Raw genomic sequence first — 19,500 nt, forward strand, 5'->3', positions numbered from 1 at the left:
TCAAGTATTTAATTAAAATACAACTTCATTCACAGTATTAGTTGCAACCACAACCACCACCACTTTTCCCACCATTTGCACCCGAAGCCCCTTCACGATAAAGATAAAAGCTGGTTTCAAATTTCTCTGCTTTACGAGCCGCCAATTCCATTTCCGAATCATTGATTCTGCTTTTTTGATATTCTTTTACAGTTACACACGAAGCCATTGAGCCGAGTAAACAAACTACAAGAGCAACTATTTTGATTGATTTCATTTTATGAAATATTAATGTTATTTGATGTATAAATTGTGTTGCTATCATCAATGATGATACATGCTATTTGTTGCATTTGATTGATAAGGCTAAGACCAGCATCAACACCCAAAACTGTGATTGGTGTGGCCATTGCATCGGCCAATTCGGCATTTGGACAAATAATCGTCACACTTTTTATTCCTGACACTGGAAATCCAGTTTTGGGGTCAATCGTATGTGAATATTTTTTTCCGTCAATAATTACGTATTTTTCATAACTCCCCGAAGTAGCAACCGCCAACCCACTGATAGATAATGACGAAAATGCTTCATGCTTATTTTCTGGGTCAGCTATACTGATTGTCCAAGGTTTCCTGCTCGGTTGGTTTCCCCACGTCGTGAGGTCGCCAGCGGCATTTACGATACCACTTTTTACGCCATTTTTTATAAGTAATCGTTTGGCACTTTCGGCAGCGTAGCCTTTTCCGATTCCACCAAAACCAATTCTCATGCCTTTTTCTTTCAAGAAAACTGTCTGATTTTCAGTATCGAGCATCACATTATTGTAATTGATTAATCTGACTGATTCTTTGGCCGCTTCCGCATCTGGCAGTGATGTCATTTCTTTATCGAAATTCCAAAAACGCTTATCTATCGAGCCATAAGTAATATCAAATGCTCCATCTGTGAGCGATGAAATTCGGAGCGAACGCTGAATCAAGTCAAATACTTCTTTATCAACTTTTACAGGTTTTATACCAGCGTTTTGGTTGATTTGATTGGTCTGACTATCATCGCTGAAGGTAGTCAAGAGTTTTTCAATCCGACTGATTTCTACAATCGCAGCAGAAAATTGAGATTCTGCCCAAGCTTCATCTTCGCTTACTACACTGATAGTAAAGCGATTACCCATCAATCGGAGTGTTTTATGAAAAATCTTATTTTCTGGCATTGATAATACTTTGGATTTCCTGCACAAAAGATTCGGTAGTAATTCCCGCTGGATAACCATCCCACTCTTTCAAAACTTTTCCATCTGCACCCACCAAAACTGTGAGTGGGAATTTGCCTTCTTGGTTGTATTTTTCGGCGAGGGCTTCGTTCTGAGCAGTTTGTTTTTTGTCCAATTGGTTTTTCTTTAATCTTGGAAAATCGGCACGAACTAAAGCCAAATTTTTATCAGCAAATGTCAGAAATTCAGGTGTATCTAAGACGTCTCGTTTGAGTTTGATACACGGCCCGCACCAGTCCGAACCAGAAAAATTGATAACAATATATTTATGATTCTGGACAGCCTCGGCTTTTGCTTTGTCGAAATCGAGTCCCCATTGCGGAGGACCTTCGAGCAGTAAGAATGTGAGAAGAATGCTTAAAAACTTCATGTTTTTATTTTAGTTTAACGGTTTTTCTTAATAAACGACTAATGTTGTGCCATCGGTAGCAACTTTATAGACTGCTAACCCTGCTTTTCCATTTGAATTCAAGCCTGCACCTGTCAACGAGAATCTTGCTCCGTGGTCAGTACAATACCATTCATTATTGCTATAAATGATTCTTTTCTTTGGCTCGTGTGAGCAAGTTACGGTTGCAGCCACATAAGTATTTGACTTAGAAAGTGCAATTACAATATTGCTAACTATAACATAGCCTCCAACTGTTTTTAATTTAGCATAAGTGGCAGATGTTAAGTCTATTTTCACTTTCGTACTCGTTATTTTATTGAGTTCTTCAGTCGAAATAACTCCTGTTGCTGTCGTTGTAGTCCCTGTTGTTGTTCCCGTAGTTGTACCAGTTGTCGTTCCTGTTGTAGTGCCAGTTGTTGTTCCCGTAGTTGTTGTGGTTGTACCAGTTGTTGAGCCATCTGGCGAAACCGTTAGAGCATTTACATATTTATCATCTTCTCTGACGCATGATGTAAGCAAAGCCATTAAAGCTCCTCCACTAAAACCTGCTGATTTCAAAAATTCGTAACGTGTCATAATTTCTTTTTTTAATAACGGTTAATACTTTATAATTACGTAAGTCATTGCTAAAGGGTGGGGTATGTTTTGGAGAAATGACACCCTCATAACTATAGACGGAACTGAAATAAAAATGGTTGGCTTTATCTATTTCTTTTTACCAATTTCAAGGAATTTGACAAAATCTTCAACACTTGAGTAGCCAATTGGGTCAACGATTGTTTTTCCGCTGGCGTCAACCACTGCATAATATGGTTGGGCATTGTTGTTGAATCTCGTGATTTCTAAATCCATGTTTTTATCACCTACGGTTGTTTTTAGTTCATCATCGTAGGTGGAAGTATAATGTTTTTCTTTGGGCAGTTCTTTTTTATCATCGACATAAAGTGAGGCTATCACATAATCTTGTTTCAAACGCTCCAAAACTTCTGGTTTTACCCAAACATTTTCTTCCATTTTTCGACAATTCGCACAAGCATATCCAGTAAAATCGAGTAAAAGTGGCTTATTCACTTCTTTAGCATAAGCAAGAGCATCATCGTAATCGACAAAACCTGATAAACCATGTGGCATTGGACGGAGTTTTTCGGGCGAAACTCCCGCCAATTCAGACTGGTTATCTTGCGGAGGCAATATTCCAGAAAGTAATTCGAGCGGCTTATCTTGAACAACTCCTGGAATGAGATAAAATGTAAACACAAAAAATAAAGCACTAAAAGCTACTCTCGACCAGTGATAGGTTTTTACTTTGGTATCTTTCGGTAATCTGATAAAACCTGCAACATAAAATGCGATGATTCCGAAAATCAGAATCCAAATGATTAAAAAAGTATTTCGGTGTAGTAAATCAAAGTGATAAGCTTGGTCGATATTACTTAAAAATTTAAGAGCCAAAGCAAATTCAGCAAAACCCATGACTGCCTTCATTTCATTCATCCACCCACCTGATTTTGGCATACTTTTGAGCCATTGTGGAAACATGGCCAAGAGTGTGAAAACTAATCCAAAAGGAAGTCCAAAAGCCAACATTCCCCACAAAGGTCGCCAAACTTCGCCTTGTGCGGCCAAAATCAACAACGAACCTACAAACGGTGCAGTACAAGAAAACGAAACTACCACCAAAGTTAGGGCCATAAAAAAAATACCCCACCAACCACCACTTTCCGACATTCCATCAATACCATTGACGAATTGATGCGGTAATACAATCTCGAAAGCACCCAAAAGTGATATTCCGAAAACAATAAAAATAACAAAGAAAATAAGATTCGGCAACCAGTGTGTACTAATAAAGTTAAGAAAAGGAGCTCCAAAAGCCATTGTAACGAAGCCAATCAGGGTGAAAACAAACATGATTGAAAAGCCATAAAACATAGCTTTGCGTGAGCCATCGGTCTGCTTAGTAAAATAACTAACCGTCATGGGCATAATCGGATAAATACAAGGCATAAAAAGATTGGCTACTCCAGCCAAAAACGCCACAGAAAGAAAACCAAGCAAAGATTGTTGTTCGTGCATAAAAAAATAGGTTTGATGGTACTTTATTATCTATACGTAAACCAACTTGAATAAGTGGGGTAATGAAAGGAGAAGTTTATCAATAAAAGGAAGGGGTTGGTTTATAAATTATTGACGGAAAAAACTGAGTAAAAAATAGAGCGTTCTGAGTGCTAACATGCAGAACGCCCCAAAATATGCAAAAATCATTTACCTTTTTTCTTCTTCGGCTTTCCAGCAAGCGAATCAGGCTTTACTTTCAACGAGTCTTTGGGCATTTTTACATGCAGGCTATCTTTGCCTCCACGTTTCAAAGAATCTCCGTGGCGTTTATGCAATGAATCACCTTTATGTTTGGTAGAATCATGGGCAGTAGCCGCCGAAACGGCATCAATCGACATCGAATCTGGGCTGATATTATCTCTATTACACGCAACAAAGTAAATGCTTCCAAGAGCAAAAAATGCCAATACAACTATTTTTTTCATCTGTTTTGAATGGTTTGAATGATTGAAAAGTTTAGTCCAAAACAAGGTTTAGGAAAAATAGTCGAGGCCTCAACTACAACAATTTTTGGAATATAACACAAGGACGAAGACGCACTTTAAATTGGTTGCATACTCATTAAAATTTTTAAAACAATCAAATCTTATCCTCGTCATGGTTCTTGATTTTCTTAGTTTTTTTCTTAAAAGTATAATCAAAAATGCCCATTTTTAGACCAGCATTTGCCGCAAAACCACTTAAATCAGTAGTATTTGTTGAATTATTATTAAAAGCAAAACGATAATTTGCTCCAACATAAAACTTAGCATAGCGAGATAAATTAGCTTCCACATTTATACCAGGTTGAATAATTCTACTCATATTATGACGATTATCATCATCAAAAATATCATCAAAATCTCGGTCACGACCTCGCCCCCCTCGGTCATCATCATCAAAATCAAATCCATTTCCACCAACACCAATCACCAACGGAAATGAAACATGTACTGCTGCATTAGGCATCACAGTATATTCCATTTTGAAGCCACCAAATTGTGCATTCAAGTCAGTATTTTGGCGATTACGGTAACTACCGAAACCCGTTGCCCCGATGGCAAACTTTTTATTGAACTGTAACATCAAAGCTGCCCCACCCAATGAGGTAGTTCCGCTCCCCAACTGCCCGTACTGATATTCTGGGGCAAGATATAGACCCAAATAATTTACCTTCAACTTTGCTTTCTTTCCACCAAAAACTGTCTTCATTTCTGACTTTGTAGAATCCTGTGCCATCAAATTTGCAGACCAGCCTAAGCTTAAAATCGCACACAAAATCATCATTTTTCCATACTTTCTCATAAAATTCGCTTATTTTGTATTAATAATTTGTTTTCATTCACCATTACGCAAAGCCATCAAAAAAGGTGGGGCAAATATCTTTTTTCTTTTACCCCACCCTTTTCGCCCCACGCTCGTAATGAGAGTTAGATACCTAAACTAAATTGTACAAGCTTGTTTTTTAAGAAAAAGACATTTTCGGAAGATAACCTCGACAGCGTGATTAAGGCCTGTATTGACAATAACAGTCAAGCCCAACGAACGCTCATCAAACTCTTTTTGGGGTACTCCAAGAGCGTCTGCTCACGATATTCGAGTAACGACCAAGAACTCGAAGAAATCATCAACGATGGCTTTTTGAAAATATTTACCAACCTACCCAAATACGATGTTTCACAGCCATTCAAAGCGTGGGTCAGAACAATTATGGTAAATACTGCCATTGACTATTACCGAAGCAATAAAAAATACCAATTACACATTGCAGTCGATGAGGTAGAAATCACTGATTTTGATGATGACGTAATCAGTAAATTATCAACTGAAGAAATCATGGGACTTGTCAGAAAACTTTCACCGATGTATCGCATGGTTTTCATGCTTTATGTGGTTGAAGGCTATAAACACAAGGAAATTGCCGAAAAACTGGGTATTCAGGAGGGAACTTCAAAATCGAACCTTCAAGATGCTCGTATAAAATTACAGGAAATGATAAGAGTTCATTATCCGCATTTATTTGATATTTACGCAGTTCGAAAAAATAAATTCAATGAAAACTGACAAATTTGATGAAGAGTTCAGACGAAAAGTCGAGAACTTTCATCCACCTTTCAATGACAAAGAAATAGATCGAATTCAGAGTTATGTCGGCCAACACATTCCTCTGAGTTTTTGGCAGCGTTTTGGCCATGTTTTTACTTACTCGGTCGGAACCTTAATCATTGTTACATTACTAACAACAACCGTTTATAAAACCTATGAGAATAAATCTTTACTAAAGCAAATATCAGCTCTGAATACCCAATTGGAACAGGCAAAAGCTGACTCCATAGCCACTACTATTGTCCCAAAGGAGATTGTAGTCGAAAAAATCGATACTGTTTTTGTCACAAAATACATCCCGATACCTGCAAACAATGAGAGTGAATCATTGGCAGTTAAAATTACGAAAACCACTGAACCAAACACTCCTCCAAAGTTTGTACACAAATCAACAAAAAGTGCAAAAAACAACACTGAATCAATTGATAAAGAACACATTACAACAAATTTAAGTAAAAACAATTTAGATAAAAACGTTTCTAAAGTAAAAGAAACTGATGCCTCAATCAAAAAAAATGCAAAGCAAAATGAGCCGTCAAGATATAATGATGAATCAGTAAACGAAAGTTCCGTATCTCTGAAAAGTACAAATACTGAAAAAAGAGATTTTGTATTGACTGAACAGATTTCTCCAAATTCTATTGTTGCCTCATTACCAATTTCAAGTCCTAATTCGGTCACCCAAGAAACTGAAAGTCTCCGATTTAGTGATGCTTATTTATCTCATCGTAGCTACAACTTTGGTGAAAATAAAGCTGTTTTTGACTTATCAAGTAGAGGTTTCATTGTACCAAAATCACCGATAAAAATACATGAGAAAAAATCTTTCAACTGGCCAACTGTAACTCTACCAAATCTAAAATTTCGAGTTGGTTTTGGCGTAGAAATGGCCGACGAATACGGTGGTTTCAATGTGTTGACCGATATTTTGCTAAGTAAACGGTGGAGTATCACAACGGGAATTGGTTTCTCGACATTCTTTGATGAGGAAGACTTTGATGATGAAGACGAATTTAGAAGAGATACCAAAAAAGATTTCAGAAAAGAATACGAATCTCGAATCAATGACAACAGCGAAATCAACGATATTCATATTAATCAGGCACTTTTTAAAGTACCTGTTTATATTAATTATCGACTGCCTTTACCTAAAAACTTTACGGTTTTGTTAACAGCTGGGAGCAATCTTGATGTTTACAGTCGTCAGTTTGTGTCTTACAGTGACCAAAATTCATTCCGAGATAAAGACCATCATCAATTTAGCATCAAAGGTAGAACTCAACTTTTCAACAATTTATTGTTTTCGACGGGTATTGAGAAACGTTGGCAAAAGTATTCCATTCAGCTAAGTCCGTATTTTATTACACAAATAAAACCGCTTTTATACCAAGAAGAAAACTGGCAAATCGGCATAAAACTCAATGGTTTTTATCGACTAAGCAGATAAAACACTACAACTTACCAACCCAAAGCCCGATTAGTTCGCTAATTTGGGCTTTTTTATTGTAAAAAAATGGTTTGAATTCTATAAAATCATGAGAATGTATTAAATTTGAGCAATCAGATGACCTTGAAAAATTAATGACAAATATTATGATGAAGCATTCAAAAAAAATAGTGCTTTCGACAATCTTCATTTTGGGCTGCATCTTGAGTAGCTATGCTCAATATTACGGCGGTGGATATGGTGGTGGCTACGGTGGTTATGGCCGAGGCTATAACAGTGCCTTCAATAATCCAGGGTTTGATAACGGCAAACCAAAACCGCCGCCAGACCCCGACGAAGTAGCGAAAGAAGAAACCCGCATAATGGTGAAGAAATTTAAGTTAGATGAAGAACAAGAAATCTTGGTTTCATCGCTCAATGAAGATTATGCTTACCAACGCAAAGATTTATACGAACTTATTAAAAAAGAGTTTGGTAGCACTCAACCAACGCCTGCCCAAATAGCCAACGCTAAAGAAAAAATGGAAGCATTGGAGGCAAAGAAAGATAAAGAACTTGAAAAAATCTTTACTCCTGAGCAATTTAAGGCCTATCAAGAAGTGAAAGCCAAAGCCCAAAAGGGTAAAAAGAAATAAAATCCTGTATTTTAAATAAAAGGCTCTTATTTGATAAAATGAGAGCCTTTTTTATCATGAATCTGCAATTTTTAATACCCTAAAAAGCCAAATAGTATAATATCCCGTAAATAACTGCGTTAAAAACTAAGTTTAACGAACCATTTGTGAAGAAAATAAACAACATTATATTTTTGAATTTCAAAAGAATTAAAATTTATAGTAGATTTCTCTGCTTATTGTTTGTCCTATTTTCTTTTAAGGTATTCCCTCAAAATTCGCTTTCAGATACCATAATTGTAACTTATCCAGATAGTCTTCGACCAAGACTAAGTTATGCCATCAACTGGGATGCTCGTAGCTCAATAATTAAAGAGCAAAGAGTAAACATTTGGGGTGTAAACACAGGTATTATTTTAGGTAGAAAAAGAAATCAGATTACTTTAGGATATTATTGGCTCAACTTTAATTCTTACTTACGCTTACTCGACCTAAGAAAATCGGCTGCTAAACGAGTAAATCTTGACTATTACACCAAAACTGACTTGTATTTTTTTAGTCTAATGTACTGGAAAAACTTCATCAATAATAAACGATGGAGAGTAAGCGTTCCTGTTGAAGTTGGTATTGGTGCAACCAAAAACGAAAATGTAGGCTTATTCAACGAAATTCTTATTTGGAAAAGAAAAGATTATTTTATTCCGATTCAAGCAGGTGTTTATATTGGTTGGAAAGCTACTCGTTGGGGTGGATTATCCGTACAAGGAGGCTACCGCTATGCAATGCATCAAAAAAATATTCCTGAAAACTACAATGGCCTTTATTATAGCTTGGGAGCAAACGTACAATTAGAACTCTTGACAGACCTTTACAAATGGATATTCAAAAATAAAAAGCCTGAAAACATAATTAATTAAAACAGCTTTAAAATTTGAAAATAAAACTCCATATTTTTTAGGAAAACCCAAAAATAACTCTACTTTTGTTTTGCGAGCATAGATTAAGAGTTGTGGCTTTACTTTTTTCGATACCGCTCAATAAAAAAATATTTTTGTGGTTTCATACAATAAAATTTATTTTTTTTTGTTGCAATTGCATAAGATTCTTTATATGTTTGTGTCATCAAAGAGAAAAAAATAAAAAAATACTTGTAACAACATATATTTTTGTTTTATCTTTGAAGCATAATTGAAAACGCAAATATTTTCGCACCTTAGTGCAACCTTTTGCAAAGAAAATTCGTATTTTACATAGAAATAAAATATTAAAGATAAAAGTTGTGTGGATTTAGTAGCGGGAAAGGCTGGAGTTATTTACTCCAGTCCTTTTTTTTTATACCCCTACCAAAAAATAAATCCTATTTGATGCAACCGATTTCAGAAAAATGGAGTCTTATAGATAGCAATTCGATATAGTATTATATAGTTTTTTCATAAAAGTTGTGTGGATTCAATTAAAAAAAGGCTGGTCGATTTGAACCAGTCTTTTTTCGTTAAAAATCTCCATAATTGACTTGTAAACAGGGTAAACCCAGCTCTAATCGCCATAAATCGACCACTTGATTTCGGTCATCAAGTACAAATTTTACAAAATACTGACCTTTTACGTGGGCTTCGTATAATTCTTTTTTTACGACCGAATCTTTTCGGGCATCACCTGTGGCTCGCATAAAAAGTGCATCGTAAGGTATTCGATTATAAGCCAGCCAATTTGTAGTTGGTCGTCGAGCGGCTTCATCTCGGCCTGACATCAAGATAATTTTTACGCCCATTGCTGCATAGTTTTTCACGATTTCGGCAATCGGTTCGTTCAATAAATCGGTTTCGCAACGCACCGAATCAAACGGACTTCGGTTATGGATAATTGCCAAAGTTCCGTCAAGGTCGCATAAAATTGCAGGCGGTAAAGTATCGTCTTGCGGCTGATAATTCGGCCCTCGCTTGCTTAAATCTATCTCTTTTTTTGACTTAATATTTGGTAATTTTTCTTTGGCGATATGGTCGTTATACATTCGCATAATTACGTCTCGACCCACCTTTTTTTCACGCACTTCGTCACGAGCCAGACATTCTTCGAGCGAGGTTTCCATTATTTTTATCTCAACTTTTATCTCCTCCCCTGTTTCTTTCTTATACCGTCCGATTAACTGTTGGATACGCTCAACTGGTCGATCAGATAAATTGGTATCATCAATCACTACGTGCTTACCTTCTTTCAATGCCTCAATGAGCATCAGATCTCGCACTCGCTCAACAAATTTTTCGTTGGCAGTAGTATGATGAGAATTATCAAGCATTGCACGCAACTCATCTTTGTTGAGTCGTTTCCACGCTCCTTTGTTTTCGTCAATTAGATTTCGTGCATAAGTCGATTTTCCGCTGGCTGGTAAGCCTCTTAATATTAATATTGTTTTCATATTTCAATTTTATTGCTAAACGGCTTTTCAAATTTTGGTCGAATCATCTTCCAAATGATGTGGTCATAAGGTCGATTTTCCATCATTTTAAACAAAATTGCTGGGTATTTGCAAGTTTGATAATAAAGAGCCGTTTCTTTTTTGGTGGCTAAAATCTTAAATTCTGACTTGGCTTCGGCTTCAATTTGGGCAAAATCATTCAATAATCTTACGTGAGTTTGTTTTACCCAATCATAAAATTCGTCGGGAACTCGTTCCAAAATTGGCAATAATTCTTGTCCTTCTTTTAGGTATTCCCAAATATTTATCGTCGAAACTCTCGTAATTATATGGTGAATACGCACATACTCAGCAAATTTCACTTTCAGACGATACCCACTCTTAAATTTTACCACAAACCCCTCACGGTTGTCTTCTTCCAAAGCTTTTAGTTGTTGCAAATCATTCAGCCCATCGTATCGTTTTACTATTTCAAAATGTTTGTGCGGTAGAGACAGGGCATGCCCTGTCTCTACCGTTGATAATGGTAATTCGATACCCGATGTTGTATCAATAATGGCCAAAAGCACCAATTTTCGTACATCGCCATAATCAATCACAATTCGGTTTTCTGGATAAATGATTTCAAATAAATAGGTTTTGGTTGGGTCTAAATGTTTGATTGCATCGGCATATTTTGTGTGTAATAATTCCGTTGCAGCGATTGCCTGCTCACTCGTAAATGAACCACGAGTGGCTATCGCAGGTTTACCATCAGCCCAGTATAAAATACCCAACGAGCCATCCATTTTTTCGTAAACCTCAAAAGGTTCGTCAGGTAAAATCAAGTTTTCGGATTCTTCTAAATTAAAAAACTTCTGAAACGGACGAGCCACAACTTCATACAAACCATTCATTATCAAGCCTCTACAAGCCAGCGTCCATTCGTTCCAAAGTCGATCATATTGAGCTTTGGGCGAATAATTATAAATATACAAATCAGCCGTTGGATGCTTTTTACATTGATATAATCGTAGGCGATGAGTTGTTTTAGGTCTTGGATATTCATTTTGTTTTAATTTGATGCTACAAAGTAAAAACACTATTACGCAGTCTATTTGCGTAGATAGGAAATATTTTTTATTTTTATAAAAGTATTTTATCAAAATATGATAAATAACTCATAATCAATATTTTGAATTCTTAATTCTACATTCTCAATTCTTAATTTCTAAAAATGCCCGTCAATCGCAACGCTCTTATTCGCTATAAAGTTATTGATAGCTGTCTGCAAAGACGCAACCGTAAATGGACGCTCGAAGATTTAATCGAGCAGGTTTCTGAGGCTCTTTATGAATACGAAGGTATGGATAAAGGCATTAGTAAACGCACAATTCAGGCCGATATTCAGATGATGCGAAGCGATAAACTGGGCTACTTCGCCCCTATCGTGGTGATTGATAAAAAATATTATACGTACGAAGACCCCAATTATAGTATTACAAATATCCCGATTTCGGATGCTGATTTGGGCAGAATGAATGATGCCGTTGAACTTTTGAAGCAATTTAAGGGCTTTTCGCATTTTCAGCAACTCAATGAGGTGGTACAGAAACTCGAAGACCACGTTTATTCGGTGACAAATAAGAAACGTTCAATCATTGATTTCGAGAAAAATGATAATCTACGTGGACTTTCGCATCTTGATTTGCTTTATAATTCGGTGATTCATCAGAAAGCCGTACAAATGACTTACCAATCATTTAAAGCTCGGGCGGCAAGTGTGTTTTATTTCCACGTTTGGTGGCTAAAAGAGTTTAAAAATAGATGGTTTGCAGTTGGTGTACGAAACGGGCAAAAAACTGTAACTCATTTGGCACTCGACCGTATTTTGGAATTAAGTATTGAAGAAAAAATAGCTTACCGAGAAAACACCGACCTCGACCCCGAACTGTATTACAAAGATACCATTGGCGTGACAGTTTCAGAAAATATGCGAGCCGAAAAAGTACAAATCTGGGTCAATCTCGAACACGCTCCTTATGTCGAAACCAAGCCTTTGCATCATTCACAAATTGTGTTGGAAAGGCTTGACGATGGCATGATTATTCAGATTCAAGTGCAGTTGAATCTTGAATTGGAGAAAGAAATACTTGGTTTTGGCGAGGGGATGAAGGTTATAGTACCCGAAAGGCTAAAAAAAAGGATTTTTTCTCGCATGAGTAAGGGTTTGCAGAATTATGAATCGTAGCACAATTTTCCAAATTGTGTATCATGTGACAATTTGGAAAATTGTACTACTCAATCAATTCAATTTCACCGCCCAAGCACGCTCGAATACATCGCCTGCGGGTAGAATATTGATACCTTCTTTTTCGGTTAATTCTTGTGAGTGTCCAACCGAATCGGCAATACCACACCACGGTTCGATGCACACAAAATCGGCATCTTTGGCTGCCCAAATACCGAGAAATGGAAATCCTGCGAAATCAAAGCGAAGCGAATGTTCACTTTTATCGGATTTCAGCGTAACGGTCGAAGAATTTAATTGTTTGAAAACCAGTGCATCTTTATGGAATAACTCTTTGGTTAATGGCAAAAGTTTAGTTTCGATTTCGACCCATTCATTGTCAATCAGTGTTTGCTCAAAAATGGCTTCGGGTTCGTTCAGAATCAATCCTTGCGAGCTTAACGGCCAGCGTTTGAGGTTTTCTTCTTCTTCAAACTCCAAATAATAATCTTGGTAAGTGAGGCCTTCTTCGAGTGGAACTGCAAATGCTGGATGTCCGCCTACCGAAAAATACATATCATTTTCGCCCAAATTGGTTACGTGATAAGTGACGCTTAGTAAATTTGCGTAAAGTTCGTAAACCAAGCGAAATTCAAACTCAAATGGATAAACTTTGAGTGTGTCTTCATTAGAGCGAAGCAAAAAACTTATCCCATCGTCCCAATGGTCTTCTACTTCAAAAATATAATCACGAGCAAAACCATGACGTGGCAGATTATAAGTTTTTCCTTCAAATGTATAAGCATTATCTTTTAAACCTCCCACAATCGGAAAAAGTACAGGTGAGGATTTTCCCCAAAAAGCTGGGTCGGCTCCCCACATATATTCCAAATCGTGGTCTTTGTGGTAAAGACTCACTAACTCTGCCCCTTTGGCATCAATTCCAACTTTTAAATATTCGTTTTCTATGTAATACATTACTAATGAAAAATATAAAATGCAAAATTGAAAATGGACGAATACTCATTATACATTATCAATTTTACATTTTCAATTATTAATTTTCTATCCAAATAATTCACTAAATACCTCTTCCAGCTTACTGGCGGCAAAAATATCAATTTTATATTGTTTGGTATCTAAGCCTTTGAGATTATATTTTGAGACAAAGATTTTCTTGAAACCTAATTTTTCAGCTTCCGAAATGCGATTTTCGATGCGATTGACTGCACGAACTTCGCCACCCAAACCAACTTCGGCCGCAAAACAGCACGAACTTGGCACACTTATATCTTCGTAAGAAGAAACGATTGAAACACAAATCGCCAAATCAATGGCGGGGTCTTCTACTTTCAAACCGCCTGCAATATTCAAAAAAACATCTTGTGTTCCAAGTCTGAAACCGCCTCTTTTTTCGAGAACTGCTAATAACATTTGCGTGCGTCGGCTATCAAAACCATTGCTGGTTCGTTGGGGAGTTCCGTAGGTGGCGACACTCACGAGCGATTGAATTTCAATCAAAAGTGGGCGATTACCCTCCAACATAGCAGCAATCGTGATACCGCTCAAATCTTCTTCTCGCTGCGAAATCAAGATTTCGGATGGATTACTTACTTGACGCAGACCTGTACCTTGCATTTCGTAAATACCAAGTTCGGAAGTGCTACCAAAACGATTTTTGGTTGTACGCAAGATTCGGTAAGTCATATGGCGGTCGCCTTCAAACTGTAAAACAGTATCAACCATGTGTTCCAAAACTTTTGGGCCAGCCAAACCCCCATCTTTCGTGATATGCCCAATCATAATTACAGGTGTATCAGATTCTTTCGAGAATTTCATCAATTCGGCAGTACATTCTTTCACCTGCGAAACACTCCCTGCACCTGACTCAATCAATGGCGAAGCTAAGGTTTGAATCGAGTCGATAATTACAATATCAGGTTCGGTAAGTTCGATTTGACGAAAAATATTATCGGTCGAAGTTTCATTCAAGATATAGCACTTATCATTCACGTATTGCATTCGCTCGGCACGCATTTTTATCTGTTGCTCGCTTTCTTCACCCGACACATAAAGAATTGTATAATCTTTTAGGCTCAAAGCTATCTGCAACATGAGCGTAGATTTACCAATACCAGGTTCACCACCAATCAAAACCAAAGAGCCAGGCACGATTCCACCGCCCAGAACTCGGTTGAGTTCTTCATCTTCGGTTACGATTCTATAACGCTCTTGGGTCGTGATTTCGGTGAGTGTTTTTGGTTTATTTGCAGTGCGTGGTGTACCCGACGAGGTAAATTTCCAATTACCTTTTTCGGGTTCTTCTTTGGTCAATACTTCTTCTACCATTGTGTTCCATTCTCCACAAGAAGTACATCGACCGAGGTATTTTGGTGAACTAAATCCACAACTTTGGCAGAAATATGCCGTTTTAATTTTTGCCATTTTTTAATTTTTCAAGTAAGCAATTTTGAAATCGGATGGCCGATGCCATTGCTCTACAATTTGTTAATCTTTCGTTAATGAAATACGAATTTGCGAATAATCTACGTTATTTCCTCAAAACCATCTGAGATAAAGTTCCTGCTCAAGCGTGGCACGTTTTTTTTCCTAATTAATCTAAAAAATATTCTTGATTCATTTATGCACGTATCTCTATTTTTTTCAACGTTTACTACTCATTTAACAAAAACTAACATGAAAAAAATCTCGTTTTTTACTCTTTTCTTATTATTTGGCCTGTTTACTAATACTTTCGCTCAAAAAGGTTTTCAATTGGGCATTAAAGGTGGTGTTACATTCAACCAAGTTTATACGGATGCTGGTTCGCTTGGTAAAAATATTTCTCAAAGTTACGACACAAAAACTGGCTATGTGGCTGGTATTTGGACTCGTTTTGGAGATAGAGTATATCTTCAACCTGAACTTTTGTTGGCACAGAAAGGCGGCACGATTGATATTCAGAATGTAGGAAAAGTGAAATTTTCGTACAGTAATCTTGATGTACCGGTTTTGGTTGGATTTAAGGTTTTAAAGATTTTTAGAGTGAATGCTGGCCCAGTAGCAACCTTTAAACTTTCGGAAGATCAAAAACTAAAAGATGCCTTGAGAGACCTTACTTCAAATGATGATGCTATCAAAAATGCTTCATTTGGCTATCAGTTGGGTGTTGGCGTAAAAATCTTAGGTATAAATCTTGATTTGAGAAAAGTAGGAAGTTTGTCAGAGGTTTCGGCATTGAATATGAGCAATAACCAATTTAAAGATAAAGGATGGCAGTTTACGGTTGGCTTTAAAATTATTTAATAGTTGAGTACCTTTTTTGATAGTGAAGAATCTCTCCGTTTGGGGGGATTTTTTTATTTTATCGATAGTTGGTTTTCGATATATTTGTTTCAAAATCTATTTAAATGAAAAAATATTTAGGCTTCTTGGCTTTCTTGTGTTTAAACTTGTTCGCTAACGCACAGCAACTTTTACTCGAAACAAAAATTAAGCAACTCGATCCAAATACTATTTGGACACAGAAAAAAGCGTTGCCGCTTAAATTCCCTACGTTTCACCCACAAGGCATGGTAAAAATCGGCAATTTCTTTTTTATGAGTTCGGTGGAAGTAACAAAACCACCTAAAAATGGTGATACTGGCAAAGGGGTCGGACACCTATTTAAGTTTGATTCCACCGGAACGCTTATTTCTAAAATTTCTTTGGGAGAAGGAAGTATTTATCACCCTGGTGGAATTGATTTTGATGGAAAATATATTTGGATTCCTGTGGCCGAGTATCGTCCTAATAGTAAATCAATTATTTATAAAGTTGATGTTCTGACTCTTCAAATTGAGGAATTAATGAGATTTAATGAACACATCGGAGCGATTGTTCACGATACTGAAAGCAATAAGTTGTTGGGTGCAAGTTGGGGGTCGAGGAATTTTTACGAATGGCAATTAAATACCAAAGGAAAAGTTATGACGAATGTTTCTCCTGAGCAGCTACGCATCAAAAATCCTTCATTTTATATTGATTATCAGGACTGTCATTATTTAGGTAACCATCAAATGCTTTGTTCGGGGTTTCAGAAATATAGTCACCCAAATGGTAATGTAGTTCGTTTGGGAGGATTTGAAATTGTGAATTTGATAGACAAAAGACCTATTTTTCAAGTACCGATTAAATTGTGGTCGCCAAGTGGTTTAGCAATGACCAATAATCCTTTTTGGGTAGAAACAATCAAAGGTGGGTTAAAAGCCTATTTTGTACCTGATGATGATTCGGCCTCAACCCTGTTTATCTACGAAACCGAATTAAAGTAGATTTTGGATTTTTCTTGAAAAAACATTTACATTTGCCAAAATCAATCGCATCACACCGTCAAATCAAAGTCAACAATGACCTTACGAGAACTCTTTCAGCAAATCGGAGAAAACCCTAATTTCTTACTTTTTTACTTTCTTATTATTCCAATTGCAGCGATTATTGCGGGGGTTTTAGGTAAAGGAGAAGGGCATCTTTCACCGTGGAAATATCTGTATGCAACTTTGATTTATTTGGTGAGTGTGCCTGGTATCTTCGCTGTGGCGTTGAATGCTTACTTTTTCTTGTTTCAAAGAGGCGATGTCATGCAGACTGATGTTTATTTACAGATTTTACCAATTATCGTAATGGTCGTAACGATTTTTGTCATTCGTAGAAATGTTGATTTATCACTCGTGCCTGGTTTCGATAAAATTTCTGGGCTTTGGTTTATGCTTTTTGCTACCATGTTTTTGATGTGGTTGCTCGAAAAAATTCATATTGTAGTTTTCTCATATCTACCTTTTCAGTATTTACTTGGCATTTTTGCGATCCTTTTTGCTTTGATTTATTTGGGTTGGCGAAAGTTTGTACGATAATATTTTCATAATATCATAAAACAAGAACGGTCTATTAACAGGCCATTCTTGTTTTATGTATTAATCAAACTGAGTTAATACAATTTCTTTGAAATCAATTATTACAACCTTTAATTTCAGCGTTAAAGGTACTTCCACTTGTTACAACGAATCCTGGATTTAACTCAATCGCTTTCCCTGCTTGATAAGTTACACTGGCAGGAGCAAGGACTTTGTTTGAAGCAATAATTCGCTGAGAAGCTTGTTCGGTAACAGTTCCCGACAAATTAGTTTCAAGATTTTTGGTTGAACCAATAATTGAAATAGCATTCATATTTGGGTTACTTGCCAAAATTTGGTTTGATGAAGCAACTCTAATACGGTAATTATTTCCTCCAACGACTACTTGTGGAATCTGACAAGTGATAGTCCCAACTGATGATGTTACTCCGATAATTGTAGGATTAATAAAACGGCCATTCACATCCGACAACTCGACTTGGAAATTGTTATTTGAGTCAAAAACTCCAGTCGTGGCAAAAGTTACATCAACGCTACTACCAGCACAGATAGTATTATTTGAAATTGTAGGGGCTGAAATCGTAGCTAAATTACCGACGATGGTAAAAGTTGTCACAACTGGGCCATATACAACACCTCCACCTCGATTATCTTGAGCATAGCCTGTAATAGTTAAAGTATAAGTACCAGGAATAAAATTCCTTCCAAAAACATCAGTCCCAAAATTATCAAAAAGTGCATTTGGTTGAACATTCTGCAAAATTGTCCAGTTGAGTTCTGGACCAACAATAGTCATATCCATACTTTCAATAGTGATACTCGGACAAATCGGAACTGCCAAAATAGAAACTTGGTCAGGAACCTGTTGGATTGTACTTCCATTCGTCAACGAAAATAAAGGTTGATATGGATTAGTTGCTTTTACATATTGTAAATCAACAATTTGAGTACATGGGTCAATACCCGATACGATAACATTAGTTGTAGCTGTGGCGGTACAAACACCACTCGAAACTGTGACAGTATAAATACCGCTATTACCCGAAAGTGCAGAAGAAATTATTGGGTTTTGAGAACTACTTGTGAAATTATTTGGCCCAGACCAAACATAATTACTGCCACCACTTGCATTCAGAGCGATTGCTTGACCTAACAAATAAGGGCCAGTGTTTGATACCGTTATCTCTAAATCATTTGTAAAACTCACGACAGTTGTTGCGGTGGAGGTACAACCATTGATACCAGTCACAGTCACCGAGTAAGTACCCTGAGCAGTAAAATTCACACTTTGACTCGTTGAACCATTTGACCATGAGTACGTTCCTCCGCCTGTAGCTGTTCGGATGACCGAAGTTGTTGTGCAACTTAGGTTTTCTGTGCCTGTGATTCCTGCATTTGGAACGCTGTTATCAAGGGTGACACTTGTTGTGGCGGTCGCAGTGCAACCATTACTATTTGTTACAGTTACGGTGTAAATGCCTGAATTTGTGATACTTACCGTAGCACTTGTTCCCAAGCCATTTGACCATGAATACGTTCCACCGCCCGTAGCTGTTCGGATAACCGATGTTGTTGTGCAACTTAGATTTGTTGTCCCTGTGATGCCTGCATTTGGAACGCTGTTATCAAGCGTGACATTGGTCGTGGCGGTTGCCGTACAGCCATTGCTATTCGTTACCGTTACAGTGTAAATACCTGAACTTGTGATAGTTACTGTGGCACTTGTTCCCAAGCCATTTGACCATGAATACGTTCCACCGCCTGTGGCTGTTCGGCTGACTGATGTTGTTGTGCAACTTAGATTTTCTGTGCCTGTGATGCCTGCATTTGGTACGCTGTTATCAAGCGTCACATTGGTGGTAGCAGTTGCCGTACAGCCATTGCTATTTGTTACCGTTACGGTATAAATGCCTGAAATTGTGATACTTACAGTCGCATTTGTTCCAAGTCCATTCGACCATGAATACGTTCCACCACCTGTGGCTGCTCTGTTTACCGAAGTAGTCGTACAAGTCAAATTCGTCGTACCTGTGATGCCTGCATTTGGCACACTATTATCAATCGTTACGCTCGTTGTA

20 protein-coding genes are annotated in these 19,500 nt (G+C 37.2%); 8 read left to right on the plus strand and 12 right to left on the minus strand.

Annotated elements, in window-relative coordinates:
* Window positions 1-37 precede the first annotated feature (37 nt).
* The 7 genes from ABR854_RS24430 to ABR854_RS24460 all read right to left on the minus strand — a co-directional run bounded on the left by ABR854_RS24430 (window position 38) and on the right by ABR854_RS24460 (window position 5,043).
* The gene (locus ABR854_RS24430) at window positions 38-256 is read right to left on the minus strand and encodes a DUF4266 domain-containing protein (RefSeq protein WP_064197250.1); all 219 of its coding nucleotides are present in this window, start codon (window positions 254-256) and stop codon (window positions 38-40) included.
* Between the two features lies 1 nt (window position 257).
* Window positions 258-1,190, minus strand: coding sequence for an FAD:protein FMN transferase (locus tag ABR854_RS24435; protein WP_350268482.1), 933 nt, complete (start codon window positions 1,188-1,190; stop codon window positions 258-260).
* The gene (locus ABR854_RS24440; protein ID WP_350268483.1) at window positions 1,177-1,620 is read right to left on the minus strand and encodes a thioredoxin family protein; all 444 of its coding nucleotides are present in this window, start codon (window positions 1,618-1,620) and stop codon (window positions 1,177-1,179) included. Before ABR854_RS24440 ends, ABR854_RS24435 begins: the two co-directional genes overlap by 14 nt.
* 27 nt (window positions 1,621-1,647) lie before the next feature.
* Entirely contained in the window at window positions 1,648-2,217 is a 570-nt protein-coding gene (locus ABR854_RS24445) for a Rieske (2Fe-2S) protein (RefSeq protein ID WP_350268484.1), read from the minus strand.
* 129 nt (window positions 2,218-2,346) lie between these two features.
* On the minus strand, window positions 2,347-3,717 hold the full coding sequence (locus tag ABR854_RS24450) for a protein-disulfide reductase DsbD family protein (protein ID WP_350268485.1): 1,371 nt from the start codon (window positions 3,715-3,717) through the stop codon (window positions 2,347-2,349).
* A gap of 185 nt (window positions 3,718-3,902) precedes the next feature.
* Entirely contained in the window at window positions 3,903-4,184 is a 282-nt protein-coding gene (locus tag ABR854_RS24455; RefSeq protein WP_350268486.1) for a hypothetical protein, read from the minus strand.
* Window positions 4,185-4,338: 154 nt separating this feature from the next.
* Window positions 4,339-5,043, minus strand: a complete 705-nt coding sequence (locus tag ABR854_RS24460) for a hypothetical protein (protein WP_350268487.1) — start codon at window positions 5,041-5,043, stop codon at window positions 4,339-4,341.
* 153 nt (window positions 5,044-5,196) lie between these two features.
* On the opposite strand from ABR854_RS24460, the gene ABR854_RS24465 reads away from it, so the two are divergent.
* From ABR854_RS24465 to ABR854_RS24480, 4 genes are all read left to right on the plus strand, one after another.
* A complete protein-coding gene (locus ABR854_RS24465) occupies window positions 5,197-5,802 on the plus strand; it encodes an RNA polymerase sigma factor (protein ID WP_350268488.1) in 606 nt (201 codons plus the stop codon).
* Complete coding sequence (locus ABR854_RS24470; protein WP_350268489.1) at window positions 5,792-7,291, plus strand: hypothetical protein; 1,500 nt, start codon at window positions 5,792-5,794, stop codon at window positions 7,289-7,291. The genes ABR854_RS24465 and ABR854_RS24470 overlap by 11 nt, the downstream gene beginning before the upstream one ends.
* A gap of 146 nt (window positions 7,292-7,437) precedes the next feature.
* A complete protein-coding gene (locus ABR854_RS24475; RefSeq protein ID WP_350268490.1) occupies window positions 7,438-7,926 on the plus strand; it encodes a DUF4890 domain-containing protein in 489 nt (162 codons plus the stop codon).
* 218 nt (window positions 7,927-8,144) lie between these two features.
* Window positions 8,145-8,822: a hypothetical protein gene (locus ABR854_RS24480; protein WP_350268491.1), complete on the plus strand. Its 678-nt coding sequence runs from the start codon at window positions 8,145-8,147 to the stop codon at window positions 8,820-8,822.
* 575 nt (window positions 8,823-9,397) lie between these two features.
* Here the strand turns inward: ABR854_RS24480 and ABR854_RS24485 are convergent.
* On the minus strand, window positions 9,398-10,321 hold the full coding sequence (locus ABR854_RS24485) for a phosphatase domain-containing protein (protein ID WP_350268492.1): 924 nt from the start codon (window positions 10,319-10,321) through the stop codon (window positions 9,398-9,400).
* On the minus strand, window positions 10,318-11,403 hold the full coding sequence (locus ABR854_RS24490; protein ID WP_350268493.1) for a T4 RnlA family RNA ligase: 1,086 nt from the start codon (window positions 11,401-11,403) through the stop codon (window positions 10,318-10,320). Before ABR854_RS24490 ends, ABR854_RS24485 begins: the two co-directional genes overlap by 4 nt.
* A gap of 134 nt (window positions 11,404-11,537) precedes the next feature.
* Here ABR854_RS24490 and ABR854_RS24495 point away from each other — a divergent pair, with 134 nt between their 5' ends.
* Entirely contained in the window at window positions 11,538-12,551 is a 1,014-nt protein-coding gene (locus ABR854_RS24495; protein ID WP_350268494.1) for a helix-turn-helix transcriptional regulator, read from the plus strand.
* A 54-nt stretch (window positions 12,552-12,605) separates the two neighbouring features.
* Here ABR854_RS24495 and ABR854_RS24500 read toward each other — a convergent pair whose 3' ends face one another.
* Window positions 12,606-13,508, minus strand: a complete 903-nt coding sequence (locus tag ABR854_RS24500; protein WP_350268495.1) for an aldose 1-epimerase family protein — start codon at window positions 13,506-13,508, stop codon at window positions 12,606-12,608.
* A gap of 87 nt (window positions 13,509-13,595) precedes the next feature.
* A complete protein-coding gene (gene radA / locus ABR854_RS24505; protein ID WP_350268496.1) occupies window positions 13,596-14,975 on the minus strand; it encodes a DNA repair protein RadA in 1,380 nt (459 codons plus the stop codon).
* 252 nt (window positions 14,976-15,227) lie between these two features.
* Here radA and ABR854_RS24510 point away from each other — a divergent pair, with 252 nt between their 5' ends.
* The 3 genes from ABR854_RS24510 to ABR854_RS24520 all read left to right on the plus strand — a co-directional run bounded on the left by ABR854_RS24510 (window position 15,228) and on the right by ABR854_RS24520 (window position 17,422).
* The gene (locus ABR854_RS24510) at window positions 15,228-15,836 is read left to right on the plus strand and encodes a porin family protein (RefSeq protein ID WP_350268497.1); all 609 of its coding nucleotides are present in this window, start codon (window positions 15,228-15,230) and stop codon (window positions 15,834-15,836) included.
* Window positions 15,837-15,940: 104 nt separating this feature from the next.
* Window positions 15,941-16,843 (plus strand): DUF6454 family protein, encoded by a 903-nt coding sequence (locus ABR854_RS24515; protein ID WP_350268498.1) that lies wholly within the window; start codon window positions 15,941-15,943, stop codon window positions 16,841-16,843.
* Window positions 16,844-16,918: 75 nt separating this feature from the next.
* Window positions 16,919-17,422: a hypothetical protein gene (locus ABR854_RS24520; RefSeq protein WP_064197229.1), complete on the plus strand. Its 504-nt coding sequence runs from the start codon at window positions 16,919-16,921 to the stop codon at window positions 17,420-17,422.
* Window positions 17,423-17,516: 94 nt separating this feature from the next.
* Here the strand turns inward: ABR854_RS24520 and ABR854_RS24525 are convergent.
* On the minus strand, window positions 17,517-19,500 hold a 1,984-nt coding region (locus ABR854_RS24525), incomplete at its 5' end, for a beta strand repeat-containing protein (protein ID WP_350268499.1).

Origin of the sequence: Emticicia sp. W12TSBA100-4, from assembly GCF_040253585.1 — a bacterium.
Classification (GTDB): Bacteria; Bacteroidota; Bacteroidia; order Cytophagales; family Spirosomataceae; genus Emticicia.

What these genes read in the sequence shown, in the direction of transcription:
- ABR854_RS24440 (WP_350268483.1), bottom strand. Translation starts at nt 1,620, where the DNA reads ATGAAGTTTTTAAGCATTCTTCTCACATTCTTACTGCTCGAAGGTCCT.
- ABR854_RS24495 (WP_350268494.1), top strand. Translation starts at nt 11,538, where the DNA reads ATGCCCGTCAATCGCAACGCTCTTATTCGCTATAAAGTTATTGATAGC.
- ABR854_RS24470 (WP_350268489.1), top strand. Translation starts at nt 5,792, where the DNA reads ATGAAAACTGACAAATTTGATGAAGAGTTCAGACGAAAAGTCGAGAAC.
- ABR854_RS24430 (WP_064197250.1), bottom strand. Translation starts at nt 256, where the DNA reads ATGAAATCAATCAAAATAGTTGCTCTTGTAGTTTGTTTACTCGGCTCA.
- ABR854_RS24515 (WP_350268498.1), top strand. Translation starts at nt 15,941, where the DNA reads ATGAAAAAATATTTAGGCTTCTTGGCTTTCTTGTGTTTAAACTTGTTC.
- ABR854_RS24520 (WP_064197229.1), top strand. Translation starts at nt 16,919, where the DNA reads ATGACCTTACGAGAACTCTTTCAGCAAATCGGAGAAAACCCTAATTTC.
- radA (WP_350268496.1), bottom strand. Translation starts at nt 14,975, where the DNA reads ATGGCAAAAATTAAAACGGCATATTTCTGCCAAAGTTGTGGATTTAGT.
- ABR854_RS24450 (WP_350268485.1), bottom strand. Translation starts at nt 3,717, where the DNA reads ATGCACGAACAACAATCTTTGCTTGGTTTTCTTTCTGTGGCGTTTTTG.
- ABR854_RS24510 (WP_350268497.1), top strand. Translation starts at nt 15,228, where the DNA reads ATGAAAAAAATCTCGTTTTTTACTCTTTTCTTATTATTTGGCCTGTTT.
- ABR854_RS24445 (WP_350268484.1), bottom strand. Translation starts at nt 2,217, where the DNA reads ATGACACGTTACGAATTTTTGAAATCAGCAGGTTTTAGTGGAGGAGCT.
- ABR854_RS24435 (WP_350268482.1), bottom strand. Translation starts at nt 1,190, where the DNA reads ATGCCAGAAAATAAGATTTTTCATAAAACACTCCGATTGATGGGTAAT.
- ABR854_RS24455 (WP_350268486.1), bottom strand. Translation starts at nt 4,184, where the DNA reads ATGAAAAAAATAGTTGTATTGGCATTTTTTGCTCTTGGAAGCATTTAC.
- ABR854_RS24460 (WP_350268487.1), bottom strand. Translation starts at nt 5,043, where the DNA reads ATGAGAAAGTATGGAAAAATGATGATTTTGTGTGCGATTTTAAGCTTA.
- ABR854_RS24485 (WP_350268492.1), bottom strand. Translation starts at nt 10,321, where the DNA reads ATGAAAACAATATTAATATTAAGAGGCTTACCAGCCAGCGGAAAATCG.
- ABR854_RS24500 (WP_350268495.1), bottom strand. Translation starts at nt 13,508, where the DNA reads ATGTATTACATAGAAAACGAATATTTAAAAGTTGGAATTGATGCCAAA.
- ABR854_RS24475 (WP_350268490.1), top strand. Translation starts at nt 7,438, where the DNA reads ATGATGAAGCATTCAAAAAAAATAGTGCTTTCGACAATCTTCATTTTG.